At 40.8% G+C, this 18,794-nt stretch carries 13 protein-coding genes; 6 read left to right on the top strand and 7 right to left on the bottom strand.

Translation table 11 applies throughout. The features are described 5' to 3' along the window. Window positions 1-132 precede the first annotated feature (132 nt). From engB to MSBRM_RS05415, 6 genes are all read right to left on the bottom strand, one after another. Window positions 133-762 carry a GTP-binding protein EngB gene (gene engB / locus MSBRM_RS05440; RefSeq protein WP_048119149.1) on the bottom strand — a complete coding sequence of 210 codons (630 nt, stop codon included), beginning with the start codon at window positions 760-762 and terminating at the stop codon, window positions 133-135. A 146-nt stretch (window positions 763-908) separates the two neighbouring features. Further along, entirely contained in the window at window positions 909-1,886 is a 978-nt protein-coding gene (locus MSBRM_RS05435) for a DHHA1 domain-containing protein (protein ID WP_048119152.1), read from the bottom strand. A 406-nt stretch (window positions 1,887-2,292) separates the two neighbouring features. Next, entirely contained in the window at window positions 2,293-2,949 is a 657-nt protein-coding gene (locus tag MSBRM_RS05430) for a hypothetical protein (protein ID WP_048119155.1), read from the bottom strand. Between the two features lie 608 nt (window positions 2,950-3,557). Next, window positions 3,558-5,789, bottom strand: a complete 2,232-nt coding sequence (locus MSBRM_RS19210) for a PGF-pre-PGF domain-containing protein (protein ID WP_230669063.1) — start codon at window positions 5,787-5,789, stop codon at window positions 3,558-3,560. Between the two features lie 1,527 nt (window positions 5,790-7,316). Next, complete coding sequence (locus MSBRM_RS05420) at window positions 7,317-7,571, bottom strand: PRC-barrel domain-containing protein (protein WP_048119161.1); 255 nt, start codon at window positions 7,569-7,571, stop codon at window positions 7,317-7,319. 338 nt (window positions 7,572-7,909) lie between these two features. Further along, on the bottom strand, window positions 7,910-10,237 hold the full coding sequence (locus tag MSBRM_RS05415; protein ID WP_048119164.1) for a CDC48 family AAA ATPase: 2,328 nt from the start codon (window positions 10,235-10,237) through the stop codon (window positions 7,910-7,912). Between the two features lie 658 nt (window positions 10,238-10,895). Here MSBRM_RS05415 and MSBRM_RS05410 point away from each other — a divergent pair. Further along, on the top strand, window positions 10,896-11,663 hold the full coding sequence (locus tag MSBRM_RS05410; RefSeq protein WP_048123077.1) for an NAD+ synthase: 768 nt from the start codon (window positions 10,896-10,898) through the stop codon (window positions 11,661-11,663). Between the two features lie 230 nt (window positions 11,664-11,893). On the opposite strand, the gene MSBRM_RS05405 is transcribed toward MSBRM_RS05410, so the two are convergent. Continuing rightward, a complete protein-coding gene (locus MSBRM_RS05405) occupies window positions 11,894-13,180 on the bottom strand; it encodes a tRNA(Ile)(2)-agmatinylcytidine synthase (RefSeq protein WP_048119167.1) in 1,287 nt (428 codons plus the stop codon). A 150-nt stretch (window positions 13,181-13,330) separates the two neighbouring features. On the opposite strand from MSBRM_RS05405, the gene MSBRM_RS05400 reads away from it, so the two are divergent. The 5 genes from MSBRM_RS05400 to MSBRM_RS05380 all read left to right on the top strand — a co-directional run bounded on the left by MSBRM_RS05400 (window position 13,331) and on the right by MSBRM_RS05380 (window position 18,653). Further along, the gene (locus tag MSBRM_RS05400; protein ID WP_048119168.1) at window positions 13,331-14,314 is read left to right on the top strand and encodes a transcriptional regulator; all 984 of its coding nucleotides are present in this window, start codon (window positions 13,331-13,333) and stop codon (window positions 14,312-14,314) included. Window positions 14,315-14,536: 222 nt separating this feature from the next. Next, complete coding sequence (gene purN / locus MSBRM_RS05395; RefSeq protein WP_048119170.1) at window positions 14,537-15,145, top strand: phosphoribosylglycinamide formyltransferase; 609 nt, start codon at window positions 14,537-14,539, stop codon at window positions 15,143-15,145. A 411-nt stretch (window positions 15,146-15,556) separates the two neighbouring features. Continuing rightward, on the top strand, window positions 15,557-16,795 hold the full coding sequence (gene glyA, locus MSBRM_RS05390) for a bifunctional serine hydroxymethyltransferase/L-allo-threonine aldolase (RefSeq protein WP_048119171.1): 1,239 nt from the start codon (window positions 15,557-15,559) through the stop codon (window positions 16,793-16,795). Window positions 16,796-16,819: 24 nt separating this feature from the next. Further along, window positions 16,820-17,683, top strand: a complete 864-nt coding sequence (locus MSBRM_RS05385) for a bifunctional methylenetetrahydrofolate dehydrogenase/methenyltetrahydrofolate cyclohydrolase (RefSeq protein WP_048119172.1) — start codon at window positions 16,820-16,822, stop codon at window positions 17,681-17,683. 139 nt (window positions 17,684-17,822) lie between these two features. Further along, on the top strand, window positions 17,823-18,653 hold the full coding sequence (locus MSBRM_RS05380) for an HD domain-containing protein (protein WP_048119175.1): 831 nt from the start codon (window positions 17,823-17,825) through the stop codon (window positions 18,651-18,653). Window positions 18,654-18,794: the final 141 nt, after the last annotated feature.

Below are 18,794 nucleotides of genomic sequence, written 5' to 3'. Positions count from 1 at the left end.
TTTGTTTAGCTCTGATCCAAAAGCTATTGAGCGGGGAGAAAGGCTTTTTGAGTATTATAAGATCCACTCAGACGCGAATTTACATGGCAATTATGCCTTATGACGATATGCCTTGTGACGAGCTTTTTCAAATCAAACATACTTGAACAGGTCATCTCTTTTCATTTCATGCAGCCTGTCCCGAAGCAGACCTTTTAAAGCTTTTATGTCTCCTTTTTTGGCGCTGATAGGAGCTATTATATGCCTCCAGTTCTGCCAGGGAGGTTCAAGCCCGAGTCGAACTGTAATCTCGTCAAGAAGGGGATCATAATCGCTTTCTTTTACCTTATCCATCTTGTTTGCAGCAATAATGGTGTCAATCCCGACTTCCCTGAGGAAATCAAACATTTCAACATCTATTGGAATCTGGTCCTTTGAGTCCCATCGGTCTACTATCTGCGGGAAAGACGGGCTGTCTATTACAAGCACCCCGAGCTGGATCCTTTCGGCATTGTCTTCGATATAGTGCACGGTTTTGTCTTTTACGATGTCCTGCTTTCGGTCTTTTACTCCACTCATGAAGCCGAAGCCAGGCATATCCGTAATAAGCAGGTTCGAGACCTGGACATGCGCAGGGCGTAAGGTAACCCCAGGACGTTTTCCAACCCTTACTTTCGCTCCGAAGAGTTCCCTTAGCAACGAGGATTTTCCCACGTTTGAACGGCCTACAAAAATAATCTCAAAACTTACCCCGCTTTCAGCTGCAGTCTTACTGGTTTCCATTGTTTTTTACCTCCAAGCCTTTTCAAAAAACTGTTTGCTTGCAAGCCTTTTCAAAAAAGACTTGATCGAAAATCCCATGCAGCGGTGTGATAAACCGGTTAGACGATTGCGAATCAACGGTTTTAGTCAAGCAGCGCTCCGGTTTTTTACCCATGTGCTTCTCCCAGTTCCTTATCAAAAGCTTTGAGGAATGCGTTAAGGGAATCTTCAGGAATTCGAGCGCCTGCCGCAAGGGGATGTCCACCGCCGCTTCCTCCGAATCTTGGTGCGACTGAACGGAGAATATTGTTTATGTCGACCTCTCCCCTGGAGCGGATACTGAGGTCATAAGCTCCCTTTCTTTCACGGAATTCGGCTGCAATCCCTACTTCCCGCCTGCCGTAAGAAGCTGCGTAGATCGCTGCCTTTGAAATAGAGTTATTTGTATTTACAATATATGCACTATTTTTAAGAGCTTCCACATTATATTTAACAAAAAGCCTTAATCTCTCCTCGTTAATTGCAGCTTCCCTGGCAAGCTTAAGCAGTTCCGGAATATTTGAAGGGATTATGTCTTTTGAGAGGGGTTCAAGAAGTTTCCTTTTGAATTCGTAATCCCTTCCTTTATATAGGATGGCCTGGGTCAGGGTTCCGGCCTGAAAATAAAGATTCCTTTTATCCCAATCTTTGACCCAGCTCTTTAAACATGGAGTGTTGTCACAAAAATCCCCAATCGCTCCATAGATTGCTATCCTACGCATATCTCTGTCCAGGCGATCCTCTAAGAGCCTGTAGGTCAACTCTGCGGAACAAGCTTCGATATCATGGTAGAACCAGCTCTCTTTTTCACAGCTTTTCGGGAGAGGGTGGTGGTCAATATAGTAAAGGTTGCACTTCTCCGCAAATCCTCTAAGTGCTGCATGAAGTTCAGAGCAGTTCCTTTCATCGATTGCAATATCGCAAATAATAAGGGTTTTCACATTTTTTATAAGCCCTAATTTTTCAAGAAGGTTTACAGGATTCGTGAAATACACATATGCATCCGGATAAGCGGTTTTTGCAATCGCACCTGAGCATATACCATCCGAATCTCCGTGAGTAAGAACTAGAGTTTTCGCTTTGATCCAGTTATGGAGTTCTTTCATGTTTTGCTTCCTTTTTCCCGAAAAAATATTTATTTTTTCTAATGTCAATATCTCTTATAACAGCAGTGTTTAGCTTTTCTCACTTTCAACTCTTTGTTTTTTGCTTCACAGAATTCGTTTTTTCATTTCGAAAATTAATAAAGACATTTATTTTTTTTTATTAAATTTTTATTTTTTACTCAAATGAGTTCCAAGGTTAAAAACTATATTTTCATCCTGAAAGACAGGACATAGTTGAAATACGACCTGGCCTGCATGCTCCCGATTTCAACTGCAATATTTGCGGTTTCTACCGCGACCTCAAGGATTATCTTCAGGGGACTGGTATGAAATAAGAGTTATAGTAAACTGGTGATTACTATCCATTCAAGAAATGGTTCTAAAGCGCAAATAAAAGAAAGGGGCTTTAATTACCCCCGAAAAAATTAAAAGTTATATTCGACAAATTTGCATTCCTAAAATCGAACCAGTACTGTTCTATCGTATTGATAATACCTTGATTATTCACAGTATTGGCAGATCCATTTACAATATTCTGTACTCCAGAGTCATTCTTCTCAATAGGCTGTGTACTGTCTGAATCTGGCGGCACAGGTTCTGTTGTCTGTTCAGATGCATCCCCAAAATAACTTTTCACAATGTTATAACTAGTAACCCCAATAATACCACAGTCAAACTTCTTAGAAGATCCCCAGTCTTTATACCACATGGTTTTATTCTTGTCATAAAAGGCCGTTACTTCCTTCCGTTGGGGTCCGAACCAGCCATAGTATGCCTCATATCCTTTATTATTATCGGCTGCTGGATAGAAGACATTGATATAAATCGGAGCATGTTTTGTGAAATTAAGTTCTCTTATATCACAATTCCAACTATACTCTTCTGAAACATATTGACCGATTTCGCAGGCTAGTTGATAGGAATTGTTTTGGCTGCTGAGGTTGTAATCAAGCATGATCTGGGTGACTTGCTCTTTTGTAGGAGTTACATAATTTTCCGTAGCTGAAGCCGATGGAATTGCGAGCATAGCAACAAAAAGAATACTTAGTAGTTTAAGTTTCATAGCCAATTCTCCATAATAGCATATACTTCACCTTCATCATCAATGTCAATAACTGCATACTCTCTTGTACCATAATCTACGAAGGTCTTTACTTCAACACTGGTATCCCATCCATTATTCTCAAGATACTCACTAAGAACATCAGCACATTCTTTTTTGGGCAGGTCATTGAACCTTCGTAACTTCTAATAATATCACATAAAGCTTTATAAATATGTTTAGATTCATTACTTTCGTTGATTACTTCCTTGGATTGATTACCTGCTTCATCCGATTCACTTAATTTCTCACATACTTTTCTCTTAATTCATATCCATTTAAGCATGAAGGAAAAACTATATTTCCATCCTGAAAAACAGGACGCAATTAAAATAAGACCTGGCCTGCATGCTCCTAATTTAAATTGTGATATTTGCAGTGTCTACCACGACATTAAGAATTATCTTAAGGGAATTGGTATAAAATTAGTAAAATGAGATAAAATTGGAAAAACATGGAAAGAATAAGGAAAAATGGGGAAGAGTAAGGAAGAGTAAAGAAGAGTAAAGAAAAAAAGAGAGGTTAATCCTCTCATCTGTTGTTTACATATCGAATTTTGGAATTCTGCTTTAGTGCTTCCGCTTATAAAGGAATAAGCCAAGGATACAAGCTATTCCTAAGCCTATTTCAAATCCAGACGTACCCTGAATTTCTTTTTGTTCAGCTTCCATTCCTTCGTTCCCAGTCTCGTTTTCGTTTACATTATTATTAACTGCTCCTATCTCTGTCTCAGGCTGGGATTCTGTCACAGTTTCATCAGAGATTTTTTTTGCTGTGCCTGTTATTGCAAAGGAAGAGAATTCCGGAGTTTTTGCCGTGAAATACAGGAATTTATCATCTTTTCCGGATGTTTCTACCTCCAGCTGCCCCCATTTTTTCTCGCTATAACTGTTAAGGGTGATTGAAGCTGGATCGATCTTTTTATTCTCTATCCAGGATTTTTCAACCTTGAAACAAACGGTCGGGTTTTCTACGTTCTTTGAGGTTGCAATTCCGCCATTCCCAACCCAAACATTAAAGGATTTGTAGACCTCTCCAGAAGGCAGTTCGGAAACCAGGGAAGATTTTCCTTTCAACATCTCTACAATGGTTGTGGTTTTACCCAGAGTCTTTTTTGCATCAAAGTTCACAGAAACAACGCAGGTTGCATTCTTAGTAAAATCAAATTTTACCTCTTTTCCATTTGTAATGAACACCTGTGAAAGTTCCTTTACTTCAATGTTTTTTGCAGGCTCAGGAGAGCCACCTCCTCCTCCGCTACCACTGCTTTTGCTACCGCTGCTTTTGCTACCACCGCTCTTGCTGTTTCCGTCACTGCTTGAGTTACTGTCGTCGCTGGAATTGCTTTCCAGTACAGTTATTGTATTAATAAGGTAAGAGAAACCGTTTGCATTATAGATTGTCAGGTTAACGAAATATGTACCAGGGGTTGAATATATATAAATGGGATTCGGGTCACTGGAGTCAGCCTTTCCGTCAGAATCAAAGTCCCATACCCTTGAGACTGCATTCTGAGAAAGATCAGTAAACTGTACCGTTAGGGGAGCATACCCCTCGATAACGCTGCTACTGAAGTTTGCAACCGGAATCCCCAGGTCTGGAGTAGTAGAATTCGTGACCCTAATGTAACCCAGTTTATCTATAGAAATATTGCCAGTGGCACCGGTTACCTTTAAAGTAACGTCATATGTGCCAGGTTTGGTAAATGTGTGCGTTGCCTTCATTTCATGTTTAGAGGTAATTCCGTCCCCAAAATCCCAGAGCCATGAAGCCGAACCTCCATCAATACCGTTGGCAGTAAATAACACAACTAAAGGTGCAGTTCCGGAAGTTACATTGGCAGTAAATTCAGCTACCTGTAGTAGGGAGTTTATGGCAGAAAGATCACTTAAATAGATACCATTATTGTCGCTATCTTCAGTCTCCCCCCTGCCATAGTTACTATCTATTCCCCATACAATAGTGTTCTCGTACACGTCCGGTGTAGTGTAAGTTTCTTTTGGATAAATGTAAACTGGAGTGCTTTTTGCTGAAGGAATATCATAAACGTATACACCTGCATAACCAAACTGGTCATCGCCAGATTTTGAATATACGATTTTGTCTCCGTTTATGTCAATATGAGTACCTGTGTCATCTCCCGCATCAGCTATGACATCAGGTCCATATAAAGTATTACCTGTATTATCACTGGTAACATCTATGGTTTTTTTGGTAATAAGGTCATACATTTCAATAAATCCGTCCCTGGAATAGAAGTTTGACCATATCACTTTATTACCATATATATGGGGACTAAATATCTGGCTAGAAGAGTGTACATTTATAGTTTCCTTAGTATTAATATCGTAAACAGCTATGGTTCTCCCATCTGCATCCTCGTAACCATATGTTATCCTGGTATCGTATATGTCAGGACTGTTTCCATTTGCAATTTTAGTTTGTTTGGAAGTTGAGATATCACGCATATATACGTTGTAATTGTAATTTGATTCATTGTAATCTGCACTCCAAACGATCCTATTGCCATAAATGGCAGGTCTGCTGGATTGATCTACATTCTGTGTAATGTAAGTTTTTGCGGCTGTTGACATGTCGTATACTGCAAGCCTTGGCGTCTTGCTGCTTTCGTCATGCCACACTAATATATTGCCGTAAATAGCCGGATAAGATGCTGCAGAAGAATTAACTGTAGTGACTGTTCTGGCGGTCAAATCATAAACCTTTATAACACCACTATTTGTCCATACTACTTTGTTACCATAAATAGCAGGATCAGACCCACTACCAATTTTCGTCACCTGTGCCGCTGATGCTAAAGTTGAAATTAAAGCTAAAAATATAAAAACTAATACTGTTGAAGTTAAAGCTATTGAACATAACTTGCATTTGATTTTCATTTCCCCTCCCCCACATAGCTTTTATCCCTCAAAGCCAGGGTACAATTTGTGTAACCTATATATTCGGACTTTCGGATAGAATTATAGCCTTTGATTTTCCCGATAATAATATAATATTGGATCAAAAATGTCAATCTTGATTACATCTATATTTGTATATCAGGTAAACTCGGCAAATAAGTAGACTACTTAGATATTATATAATTGTACAAGTAAAATTTCTTCTATTTTTAGTTACTTATTGATCTTTATTTTAAACTAGGAAAGTTTAGATAAAATAGTCTGAGTTATATAATAATTGGAAGGAAAGGTTTTTACACTACAGTCACTTGCAAGATACATACGAAATATAGTATCCAGCAAGCTCTAAGTTTTTCCTGGCGGTTGCACCCCTGTTTAGCATGAAAGTACGGAACAAAACTGGCTCCCAATGCCCCTGTTGAGTCTCTGCTCCTTATCAAATTTAAGCCTTGTATGACAATTCACTGATTAGTTTAGCAATGGTTTGAAAAACCATAGTTCGGACAACCTGACTACCTAAGTTAATGACGAAATAGATAGCCTATAAAGTGTGAAGTGAAAAGTACTTTAATTTCTTTGTGCCAGTTATCCAAAGAATATCATATGCGTTTGGCATGAAAATTCTATCAAGTACTTTCATTTCTTTGTGTCTGTAATTAGAAGAATTTCATGTATTTTTTGTCGCTTACTTTCCATCGTTTGCTTTTCACCGTTCAAATCTAATCATGGCATCAATTATTTCCTTTTTTGTGCCTCTCATAGAAAATTATAAAAATTGTTAATCCGACCACAATAACAATCCCATTTTTTATTCCATATGTTATGTCACTATGCATATATCCCGTAATAATACTTGATGCAAGAAAAAAAATAGTCAATCGCGAAATATAATATAATTTTTTATTATTATTTATATATATATATCAATTTTGTTCAGTGATCATCACTTCCCATTATAGATTATGCAATATTAAAGAATGCCCTTATACATAATTAATTATTTTTGCCTCAAATGAAATTTCAAAAACAAATTCAGAACCAGGAATTACAGTATTTACTTTTAGATATTGAATCTGTATAGTCATTGTGAGATTGTCATTCTTATCATATGTGTCGTATTTTAGAGGTATCCATGCTTCTTGGTCAACCCAAATTTTTCCATTTATTTCTTTGCTGAAAATAAAATTGTGGTTAAAACTGTGATTAGAAAAACACTTTAGGGTCGAAAACTTGAGATTAAAATAAAATTCCCTTTAAAAAAGCAGATTTTAAAGAAAACAAGCTTCAATGAAAGCAAGTTTTAATGAAAACAGGCGGAACTAAAAGAAGAGTTCCTCTGTTAAAAGAAAAATAAGAAAACAAATTTAATATCCCAAAGGAAAGGAATTTTTGTTCCTTTCCTCCTATTTAGTTTATCTTTGCTTTCATCTTGTCTATTATTATATAGTCTTTAATTGCACTTACCGAATCGAAAGGAACGAGGATAAAATTATCTGCTTTCCTGTACCTGGAAGTATCTAAATTGACATTTGGGGCAACCACCATGTCAATAATGTTTCCCCCTTTAATCTCGACTACAACGTTATTCAAAATTCCTATTTCTGTTCCGTCGGTAGCCATGACCTGCTTGTTAAAGAGGTTCTTTGCAAATTCCTTTGACATTTTGATCGTATCTCCGTTGGCAGTATATTATCGGTTTGGGTAAAGCTTGATTTCCACTTTGAATATTTTATTCCATTTGAAACCAGGATCTTTAAAACTTTTTCCTTTTAAAACTAATCTTCTAAAGAGTTACTGGATTAAATTCTTACCGTAATTTTTACCTGTAATTTTTACCTGTAATTTTTACCTGTAATTTTTACCTGTAATTTTTACCTGTAATTTTTACCTGTAATTTTTACCTGTAATTTTTACCTGTAATTTTTACCTGTAATTTTTACCTGTAATTTTTACCTGTAATTTTTACCAGTAACCCTTAAATGTAATTCTAGCCTGCAGTTTTACCTGTAACCGATATAGCCAGCTGTTTCTGTAAGTCTCTGGCCTCCCTTAAACTGTGCCTCGATCTTTTCGTAGAACTGAGCGATATTCTCCGTAATTGTGGGTTTTACCTTCTTCAGAGCTTCCCTGAAGTGTCTCATTTCTACAGATTCTGCATCGAAATTCTCCCTCAGGGCAATCATTACGGCTTCCCTGCAAACGGACTCAATATCGGCACCTACATACCCTTCAGTTATGTCGGCAAGGGCTTCAAGGTCCACATCATCAGCAAGAGGTGTACCCTTTGTATGGATCCTGAAGATTTTAAGCCTGCCTTTCTTGTCAGGAGAACCAATATAAACCAACCTGTCAAAACGTCCTGGACGCAGGATCGCAGGGTCCAGAAGGTTAGGGCGATTGGTTGCGGCAATCACCACCACATCTCTAAGAGACTCAAGCCCGTCCATCTCGGTCAGAAGCTGGTTAAGCACCCTCTCAGAAGTGTGACTGTCAGTAGATTCCATCCCTGGCATAGAAGCAATCGAATCAATTTCGTCAAAGAAAATCACACAGGGAGCGACCTGTCGTGCTTTCCTGAAGGTCTCCCTGATAGCTTTTTCCGATTCTCCAAGCCACTTTGAGAAAATCTCAGGCCCTTTGACGCTTATAAAGTTAGCATTTGACTCTTTGGCAACAGCCTTCGCTATCAGGGTCTTTCCAGTTCCTGGAGGGCCGTAAAGCAAAATTCCTCTTGGAGCTTTTATACCCATGTGAGCGAACTTTTCCGGATTTTTAATGGGCCATTCCACAGCCTCAGTAATGGACTGCTTTGCTTCATCGAGCCCTCCAACATCATTCCAGCTAACTGTGGGCATTTCAACATAAATTTCTCTTAGAGCAGAGGGTTCGGCCTCCATCAGGGCATCTTCAAAGTTTTTCTTGGTTACAACGATTTTTTCCAGCCTTTCAGGAGGAACTGGTTCATTTTCCAGATCAAGGTCAGGCAGATTTTCCCTCAGGCACCGCATGGCAGCTTCCTGTACAAGAGCCAGCAGATCTGCGCCTACAAACCCCTGGGTCCTTTCAGCCAAATACATCAGATATTTATCTGCCTTTTCTTTCCTTTCCCTCTCCAGGGCAGCTTCATCCGCTTCGGTTTCGACTTTTTCGATTTCCTCGGGTTCCTCATCCCTTTCTATGGGCATACCCCTGGTATGGATCTGGAGGATTTCATATCTGTCTTTGGTATCAGGCACACCTATATGGATTTCTCTGTCAAAGCGGCCTGGTCTTCGGAGTGCCGGATCAATCGCATCCACACGATTTGTGGCTCCTATAACCACAACCTGGCCTCTCTCTACCATCCCGTCAAGCAGAGTCAAGAGCTGGGCGACCACACGCCTTTCCACTTCCCCTGTTACATTCTCTCTTTTAGGAGCAATGGAATCAATTTCATCAATAAAAATAACCGACGGCGCATCCTGAGTTGCTTCCTCGAAGATCTTCCTTAGCCTTTCTTCACTTTCTCCATAGAATTTCCCTACAATTTCAGGGCCGGCAATGTAATGGAAACTTGCCCCGGATTCATTGGCTACGGCTTTTGCAATCAGAGTTTTTCCGGTTCCGGGTGGGCCATAGAGAATAACTCCTTTCGGAGGTTCGATATTAAGGTGGGCGAAAAGTTCAGGATGCTTCATGGGCAGCTCTATCATTTCCCGGACACGCATGATCTCAGCCCCGAGGCCTCCTATATCTTCATAAGTAGTCACGCCCCGGGTTGCTTTTTCATACCCCTGAACCGGCTTTTTACGAAGTTCGATAAGCGTCGCTTCCGTAACAAGAACAATCGTGTTTGCAGGGTCAGTCTCAACAGCAACCAGAGGGATTACCTGGCTTGTAGTAAGGGATTCTGTCATTGGCTGAGACATCGAATTTATTATAGGAATGATGTCCCCCCTGAAAACCGGCCTTTTGAGAATATGCCGTTTTATGATTTCATTTGCATGTTCCCCAAACTGAAGTTCAGGTCCCCCCTGCATCATGCTTTCAGGAAGCGCCAAAACAAGCTTTTTTGCTTCCGGAGCTTCAACTTTTTTGATAGTTACCTTCTCTCCTATGGAAACGCCTGCATTTTGCCGGATGAAGTTATCAATTCTCACGAGTCCCTGGTCCCAGTCCTGCCTGTCAGCTCTCCATACCTTTGCCGTGGTCTTTTTCTTACCTCTTATTTCCACGATGTCGCCTGGTGAGAGCTGAAGCTTCAGCAAAGTTGTAGGGTCAAGTCGGATAATTCCTCTTCCAAGGTCGATAGGATATGCTTTTTCAACCTTCAACTGTATTTCTTCCATAGATCATCCCGAAAATAGTTGTCTTTTTGATAATAACTTTTAGTTTAATGATCGTATAAAATAAATGGACACCGGGTTTTCCAATTTCTCTGGACTGCACATTATGGAGCTACCCGTTTTGTATATTAGACGTCTTTTTATTTCAATGCCTTTGATAAGGTAGATTTTCACCCCGGAGTGTTTGTAATGGAACTTTCATGCCTTGAATTTTCGGTCCAGTCTTCCTATCCAGAGAAACCCCCTTTATAGCCTGTAACCCTATCCGAATAATAATTTGTCGGTTAGAGGCTCATTTGATAATTAGTTATTGGCTAGACGTACATTTGATAACCAGCTACTGGTTAGAAGTACTTTTGATAATCAGTTATTGGTTAGACGTACATTTGATTATCAGTTATTTATATTATATTACCAGGCATATATTACTCCTATACCTTCCATTTATTAAATAAGTTTACCATAACTCCATTTTTCCTCTGAGGTTTTATATATCTGGAACTTCTGTGTATAAAATTGTTTAATCGTCAAAATAGTCATTTAAATCTGAATAGGGATTTAAACCTGATGTCTTTCAAATCTACTACCTCAGGATCTTGAATTCTCAGGATCTTAAGGCCATTAAAATTATATGCCTGATGAGTACCAAGGAATTGACAGCATGAACCTTGAAATCGCGCAGAACAGGATTATTGATTTTATCCGGAATGAAACCCGTAAAGCAGGTGTAGACGGAGCTGTTGTAGGCATTAGTGGGGGAATAGACTCAGCCCTTGCCGCAACGCTTACCGTAAAAGCTCTGGGGAAAGATAAAGTGCTTGGAATCCATATGCCCGAATCCGGCCTTACCCCTTCTGAAGACAGCAAAGATGCAAAAACTCTTGCAGACTGTCTGGGAATTGAGTTTCAGACTATTGACATTTCAGGAATTATCTCGGCTTTCATGGCTTCAGTCCCTGAGAGTGAATCTACAGATCGTCTCTCCATGGGCAACCTGAAAGCAAGAATCAGAATGTCTCTCCTTTACTTCCATGCAAACCGGATGAATCGTATGGTCATAGGAACCGGCAATAAAACCGAGATCTTGCTTGGCTACTTTACGAAATATGGAGATGGAGGCGTTGATCTCGAACCCATAGGCGGACTTTACAAAACCGAGGTATGGGAGCTTTCTCGCAGGCTCGGAGTTCCTGATTCTCTTATCACGAAAAAACCCTCAGCAGGTCTCTGGGCAGGCCAAACCGATGAAGCCGAACTTGGAATATCGTATTTAAAAGTAGATGAGGTACTCAAAAAGCTTGAGCAGAACGAAGATTCTGAAACTATTCTGAACACTCTCGGGATTTCTGCAGAACAACTGAATTCGGTCATGAACCGTATAGAGAAAAGTGAGCATAAAAGAAATGCTCCTCCGGTGCCGCCAAACTAAGTTACCCTAATCCCCGTCCGATTCCCGTGACCCTATTTAAAAAATTGCTTGCCCGCAAGCCTTTTGTAAAATGGTTTGTCCGCAAGCCTTTTCAAAAAAGGCTTGAGCGAAAACGTCATTGTCGGCGTGATCAAACGGTGCGCGTTTGTGGTCAAACGGATTGATTTATAAAAAATAAGTTTATATGTGGTTCTAATTTATTGAAAGGGATTTTTTTATCCCTATTTTTCTTAGCGGGCAGGGTGAATCTCTATATCAGATTTCTGCTCCCTTACAAGAGGTTTTGCAAGATGCCGACGGGCGCAGGGCGGGACTTCATATAATCCCTCTGTAAGGTTTCTGTTTGTTTCACACAGAATTTTTGAGGTAGCTTGAGTTCCGCATTTTTTACAGCGAAAACCCTGGTTTTGGCCTGATGATTTCATATGTTTTCCGCAGGTTGGACACACCGGGTTTTCTTCCCTGTAAAGAGGAGCGAGCTTTTTTATCTCTATTTTTTCGATGTTGAAAGTTCTGGAATTTACACTTCCAGATACTACAATTCTATCTCCGGGCCTGAGTTTCCTTATAAGCAGCCGAAAGTTCTTTGTGGGTTCGAAGGCTGCGCAGTCAATTTCGTTTCCATCTCCATCCTGAATGGGAAAAATAACGTGCCCTCCGTGAATAGTTTCTGGAACTGCAGAGACTGTGCCTTCGAGCGTGTAAGAGTGCATATCCCTTATTTCTGCAATACTTTCTGCGGAAATCAGGTGCATATCAGTACCCTGATTTGTTCTGTATATGGCAAAACGTTCTATGGGTTCAGCCCTGATTAGGGATACAGCTTTTGTAACTACGGCTGGATTTTTCCCTCTGATCCCGAAAAGCACGGGATCTGCCGAGTGAGGTACACAGACAACAAGTCTGTTTTTAAGGTCCACGGTGTCCCAGGTATCAGGATAAGTGTTCCTGTCTGCCTCAAAGAAACTTTCCTTCTCGATCTTGCGTGGGGTTCCCCATTTTTCCTTTTGTCTGTATGCCAGGTACTCGAAAGTGTGATCCCATTCTTCAAGGTTAAGCATAGCCCCACATGCTGCAAGGGCGCCTATCAATCCTCTTCCATTTTTGAAGCCCTTTGAAGGAACCCCGGATTCTGAGATAAGGCTTTTTGCCTCCTCTATTTCGATCACTTCCTTTACGGCTTTCTCCAGAAAATTCCTGAGGACGGGCTTGAGCTTTTCGTAAGCTTTTTCCGGGATAAAAACCGCGCCGGGGTTAGTTTTTTCGCATTCAATGCGTGCAAATTCCTCTATTCTGGACACAACATGAGCAATTACTTTTTCAGGGCAGTCAGTCTTGAGTTTCATTGCTACTGCAGCATTTCCTCTTGTTTTGTAGGGGATAGTCGGATTCAGGCGTATAAGGAGTGGGCGAGTCTCTACAGTTCCGTAGGCTTGAAGTTCGTCCAGCAGCAGAGCCCCCAGATATGTTGTGCACATTCCTTCGTTTGAGTCGGTATCATCAATTCCGATAATCATTTTTTCGGTTCCAGTTTTTGCCTTTTAATTTTCCAGATATGCTTCGGACAATTACAGTTTTCGTTACTCATCGACGTTTTTTTCTACTGTGAGGATTGTCAAAAGTAAAGAAAAATATATATAGATGTTCAAACAGAGATTGATACTGGAATGACAAAAGAGGTTCTCATACATCAAATTATCGATGTATTAGCACGTGCGGGTTTTGCACTCTCCGATCGCTGTAATATTCGTCCGAGGAGCTTTGATGTTGCCGCACGGAAAGATGAAACACTATTACTTTGCAAGGTTTTATTTAATATTGACGGCCTGAATGAAGAAACTGCCAGGGAGATGAAGTACCTTGCCGAATACCTTGGGGGCTCTGCTATTGTTGTGGGGGCAAAGACCAGAGACCAGATGCTTGAAGATAGCGTTGTGTATATGCGTTATGATATTCTTGCCCTGAATGTACAGACTCTTTACGATTACTTTATTGAAAATGTTCCTCCTCTTGTTTCAGCAGCTCCGGGCGGGTTATACGTCTCTATAGAAGGAGATCTTCTTAAAAAAGCCAGGATGGGTCAGTCAATGTCTCTTGGAACTCTTGCCTCCATGGTAGGGGTTTCAAGGAGAACTATCAGCAAATACGAAGAAGAAGGCATGGACGCGTCGATAGATGTCGTACTCCAGCTGGAAGATATCTTTGGGGTTGAGCTTGCAAAGCCCATAAATATCCTGCAATCCTGCGGGAGCAGGAAGCCCCGAAAGAAAGCAGAATCCAGAACCAAAACCCAGGAAAAACCCTGTACGCTTTTACCGGAAGATTTGATCCTTAACACAATTTCCATGCTTGGCTATGACGTCCTTCCTACTGCGCAGGCTCCTTTCAAGGCCATATCACGGGACGAATCCTCAGTTATCCTTACAGGAGTCAGCGAATTCAATACGACAGTGGTCAAAAGGGCTCATTTAATGAGCAGTATTTCCTGCGTCACTGAGACCCAATCCGTGTTTATCATCAACGGGCACTCAAAAATAAAATCCGTAGAAAACACGGTTATGATCGAGAAAAAAGAACTTGATAAAATAAGTGATTCTCAAGAGCTCCTTACCTTTATAGAGGAACGTAGAGAAACTCACGAAGAAAAGTAAAAACCAAGTTTCCGCCGCCCGCCCCCCTCAAACCTTTTTTAAAAAACTGTTTGCCTGCAAGCCTTTTCAAAAAAGGCTTGAGCGAAAACGGTTCAGCATTTGAATTTGAGACCCTTACCCTAACATTATCGGCGTGATAAACCGGCGCAACGATTTTGGTTCAACCGGCGAAAAGATTGTTCCAAAACCCTAATATAGCACTGTTTCAATCTAAAAGCTTCGATGACTGTAAAAATTGCAGTGCTGGTTTCTGGAAGGGGTTCGAATCTCCAGGCAATTATGGACAGCATTGATAAGGGTTACATAAAGAATGCTACAATTAATGTGGTTATTTCCAATAAAGCAAATGCGTACGCGCTCGAACGTGCCAAAAATCACGGAATAAACGCAGTTTTCCTTGACCCGGGCGAGTATGATCGGGACGAATATGATAAAGCTATCCTGACTGTCTTGAACCAGTACGATACGGATCTTCTTTTGCTTGCAGGCTACTTCCGAATTTTAGGAAATGAGATAATTAAGGCTTACGGGAACAGGATTATGAACATCCATCCGTCTCTTCTTCCGGCCTTCAAAGGACTTCACGCCCAGAAGCAGGCTTTTGAATACGGGGTAAAAGTTGCAGGTTGTACAGTGCATTTTGTTGACGAAGGGCTGGACTCAGGGCCAATAATCATCCAGAAGTGCGTGCCTGTGCTTACCGGGGATACGGAAGAAACCCTTACTGCCAGAATTCTAGAGCAGGAACACGTTATCTACCCTGAAGCAGTCAGGCTCTTTACCGAGGGTAAACTTAAAATTGAGGGTAGAAACGTAGTAACCGGAACTTGAGTAAACGCTTAAGATCATATAAAACCGGAATAGATTTTACCGATTAATAACTTCTTTAATCCCTGATAGTTATAAATATTCCAAACTTATAGGTATTCCACGGAACCGCATAGACCATAAGGACTTTTCAGGTTTCGAAATTTCCTATCTTCAAGATATTCAGGAGCTTTTTACCGAAAGTTTTGAAACTTCAGAATGAAAAACCCATCAGGAAGGTTATAGAGTCTGTTTAATAGTACTCCCCATTATTCGGCGGTTTTATCGCTGAATGCCAGCCTCTTGAGTAACTATCCAATCTGGAAGGTAGCTCCTGTATGCATGCACATGTTAACATTAATCAACCCATCAATCCAAGCCATAAAAACTCTTGATTTTGAAAGATTTTAAAGGAATAGATTACAGGTGACAGTAATGTCTTATATTGAAAAAATTGACCCGGAATTGTTCGAGGCTATAAAAAAAGAAGCCGAGCGCCAGGAATATAAACTGAACCTTATCGCATCTGAAAATTATACGAGCAAAGCCGTTATGGAAGCTCAGGGATCAGTTCTGACCAATAAATATGCCGAAGGATACTCCGGCAAGCGGTACTACGGCGGCTGCGATTTCGTGGACATTGCCGAAGATCTCGCAATTGCCAGGGCAAAGAAAATCTTTAACGCAAATTACGTAAACGTCCAGCCCCACTCTGGTTCTGGAGCTAATATGGCTGTCTATTTCTCGGTTTTGCATCCTGGAGATACCATCATGTCCATGGACCTCTCTCACGGTGGGCATCTTTCTCACGGCAGCCCTGTGAGTTTTTCCGGGAAACTCTTTAATATTGTGCCTTACGGAGTTAGTAAAAAGACTGAGATGCTGGACTATTCCGAGCTTATGAAAAAAGCAAAGGAAAACAAACCGCAAATGATTGTTTGCGGCGCTTCAGCTTATCCTCGTGAAATCGATTTCAAGCAGTTCCGCGAAATTGCTGACGAGGTCGGAGCCTATCTGCTTGCAGATATTGCTCACATTGCAGGTCTTGTAGTTGCGGGTGTGCACCCGAGTCCTGTGCCTTATGCGGACTTTGTTACCAGCACAACCCACAAAACTCTCCGGGGCCCAAGAGGCGGAATTATTATCTCCAGGACAGAAGAACTTGCGACCGGAATTAACAAAGCGGTTTTCCCCGGCCTTCAGGGTGGGCCTCTCATGCACGTTATAGCTGGAAAGGCAGTAGCCTTTAAAGAAGCAATGAGTGAGAAGTTCAAACAGGATCAGGTTCAGACCGTAAAGAACGCAAAAACCCTCTGCAAATGCCTGAAAGAGAAAGGTTTTGATATGATCTCTGGCGACACGGATAATCATCTTATGCTCGTCAATCTCAACAATATGAATATAACAGGCAAGGATGCAGAAGCCGCCCTGAGCAAAGCCGGAATTATTGCAAACAAAAACACGGTGCCTTTTGAGACTCGCAGTCCATTTATCACAAGCGGCGTAAGGCTCGGAACCCCTGCCTGTACCACAAGGGGTATGAAGGAAACGGAAATGGAATTAATTGCCGACTATATTGAGACCGCAATCACAAACTCAGAAAACGATAAGATTCTGTCAGAAACAAGTGACAAGGTCAGAGAACTCTGTTCAAGGTTCCCGGTTTATTGTTAATTAAAGAAGTGAGATGTTTTACCAATGTTAGATGAAGGGTATGAATCACGAATTATAGATGGGAAAGCTCTTGCAAAGAAAATTGAAGCTGAAGTGAAGTCTGGAGTTGAAGCCCTTGTAAGTGGCCGGGGAGTTACGCCTGGACTTGCTACTGTCCTTGTTGGCGACGACCCTGCTTCCAAAATGTATGTCCGCCTGAAGCACAAAGCCTGTGAACGTGTGGGCATTCGGGCAGAAGACCACTTTCTTCCGGCAGAAATCAGTCAGGAGGAACTTATCTCCTTGATCAATACCCTTAACAAAGATAAGAATGTTCACGGAATTCTGCTTCAACTCCCACTTCCGAAACACCTCTTCCCTCAGGAAGCAATGGAAGCCATAGCCCCTGAAAAAGATGCGGATGGCTTTCACCCTTACAATATGGGAAAGCTAATGATCGGTGATGAAGGGCTTGTTCCATGTACTCCACATGGAGTTATCCGGGCTCTTGAAGAATATAACGTGCCTATCAAGGGCAAAAACGTGGTTATTGTCGGGCACAGCAATGTTGTCGGAAAACCATTGGCAGCAATGTTCCTTAACCGGAATGCAACAGTTTCGGTTTGTCATGTATTTACAGATGACCTTAAGAAACACACTCTTGACGCAGATATTCTGGTGGTTGCAACTGGAGTCAAACACCTTATTAAAGCCGACATGGTAAAGGAAGGAGTAGTAATCTTTGACGTGGGTATTACCAAGGAAAAAGATGGTGTATACGGAGATGTAGACTTCGAAAACGTGATCAAAAAGGCATCCCTCATTACTCCTGTTCCTGGAGGAGTAGGCCCTCTTACAATTGCCATGCTTATGAAGCACGTACTTGGATGTGCAGAAAAGAATTTTTGAAACTTCTTTAGTAAGGCCTTTTTATCAGGCCTTTTAATCTTTTTTGAGATAATAGTGCTAAAATTAACAATTAAATTCAGCCTCAAAGCCTCCGTAGATATACGAAAATATTATACATTGAAACTCCTATTGAAAAAGCATGCAGAAGGAAGACCTGGACTTTTTCAAAATATGGTTTCTGGATTATGTAGACCAATTTTCCTCTCCTGAGGTCTTTATCCAAGAAAACGTTGAGCTAAAAATCAAACATACAGCAAGAGTATGTGAAAATATCCTTTTACTTGCCAAAGCGGAAAATTTAGAGGAGAAAGATTGCAGGCTCGCTGAATCAATAGCTTTATTTCATGATCTGGGCCGCTTTGAACAGTTTACTAAATACAGGACGTTCAAAGACTCAGAATCAGAAGATCATGCCTTGCTTGGCGTAAAAATCCTGGAAAATGCCGGGATTCTTTCCATTCTATCTCGGGAAGAGGAAGATATAATCCTGAAAGCTGTTGGATATCATAATCGCATGGAAATTCCCAAATGCACAGAAACTACCAGAGAATTCCTTTTTTATTTGAAATTGATCCGGGACGCCGATAAGCTGGATATCCTGAAGCTTGTGAGTGAAGATTATGAGAAAGAAGAAGAATTCAGGAATCCAGCCCTTGAACTCAATATTCCCGATACGCCCGGATGTTCGGAAAATATAGTTGCTGATATCCTGAATAACAGGATGGCAAAGCTTGCAGATGTAAAAAACCTGAATGATATTAAACTCCTTCGTCTGAGCTGGATTTTTGACATTAGTTTTCCTGCAGCTTTTTCCCTTCTCAGAGAACACGGTTATCTTGAGACAATTCTGTACTCAATGCCAGAGACTAAAGAAGTACAGATGTTACGTGAACATATTGAGAACTATTTGAATGCAGTTGAAACCAGAGCCAGAATTAAAGCTATGAAAAAGGATGTTGGAAAGGTGTGAAAAAAGATATCAACTAATCCAATAGACCTTAAAGATTATAGATCAAGTTAAACTGAAACCCTAGTGAAATTTTAGATTAACTGAAGCAAAAGAGAGAAGAAAACAACATATGAAAATTGTAAAAATGATTTACTGGAAAAA

Origin of the sequence: Methanosarcina barkeri MS, from assembly GCF_000970025.1 — an archaeon.
Lineage (GTDB): Archaea > Halobacteriota > Methanosarcinia > Methanosarcinales > Methanosarcinaceae > Methanosarcina > Methanosarcina barkeri.
The sequence above is the reverse complement of the archived record's forward strand: the minus strand, read 5'-3'. Positions and strand labels throughout refer to the sequence as shown.

Bases quoted from the DNA above. Each gene is read 5' to 3' on its own strand.
- MSBRM_RS05420 (WP_048119161.1), bottom strand. From the start codon at position 7,571: ATGTCAAAGGAATTTGCAAAGAACCTCTTTAACAAGCAGGTCATGGCT.
- MSBRM_RS05380 (WP_048119175.1), top strand. From the start codon at position 17,823: ATGCAGAAGGAAGACCTGGACTTTTTCAAAATATGGTTTCTGGATTAT.
- engB (WP_048119149.1), bottom strand. From the start codon at position 762: ATGGAAACCAGTAAGACTGCAGCTGAAAGCGGGGTAAGTTTTGAGATT.
- MSBRM_RS05415 (WP_048119164.1), bottom strand. From the start codon at position 10,237: ATGGAAGAAATACAGTTGAAGGTTGAAAAAGCATATCCTATCGACCTT.
- MSBRM_RS05400 (WP_048119168.1), top strand. From the start codon at position 13,331: ATGACAAAAGAGGTTCTCATACATCAAATTATCGATGTATTAGCACGT.
- MSBRM_RS05430 (WP_048119155.1), bottom strand. From the start codon at position 2,949: ATGAAACTTAAACTACTAAGTATTCTTTTTGTTGCTATGCTCGCAATT.
- MSBRM_RS05410 (WP_048123077.1), top strand. From the start codon at position 10,896: ATGAACCTTGAAATCGCGCAGAACAGGATTATTGATTTTATCCGGAAT.
- MSBRM_RS05385 (WP_048119172.1), top strand. From the start codon at position 16,820: ATGTTAGATGAAGGGTATGAATCACGAATTATAGATGGGAAAGCTCTT.
- glyA (WP_048119171.1), top strand. From the start codon at position 15,557: ATGTCTTATATTGAAAAAATTGACCCGGAATTGTTCGAGGCTATAAAA.
- purN (WP_048119170.1), top strand. From the start codon at position 14,537: ATGACTGTAAAAATTGCAGTGCTGGTTTCTGGAAGGGGTTCGAATCTC.
- MSBRM_RS05435 (WP_048119152.1), bottom strand. From the start codon at position 1,886: ATGAAAGAACTCCATAACTGGATCAAAGCGAAAACTCTAGTTCTTACT.
- MSBRM_RS05405 (WP_048119167.1), bottom strand. From the start codon at position 13,180: ATGATTATCGGAATTGATGATACCGACTCAAACGAAGGAATGTGCACA.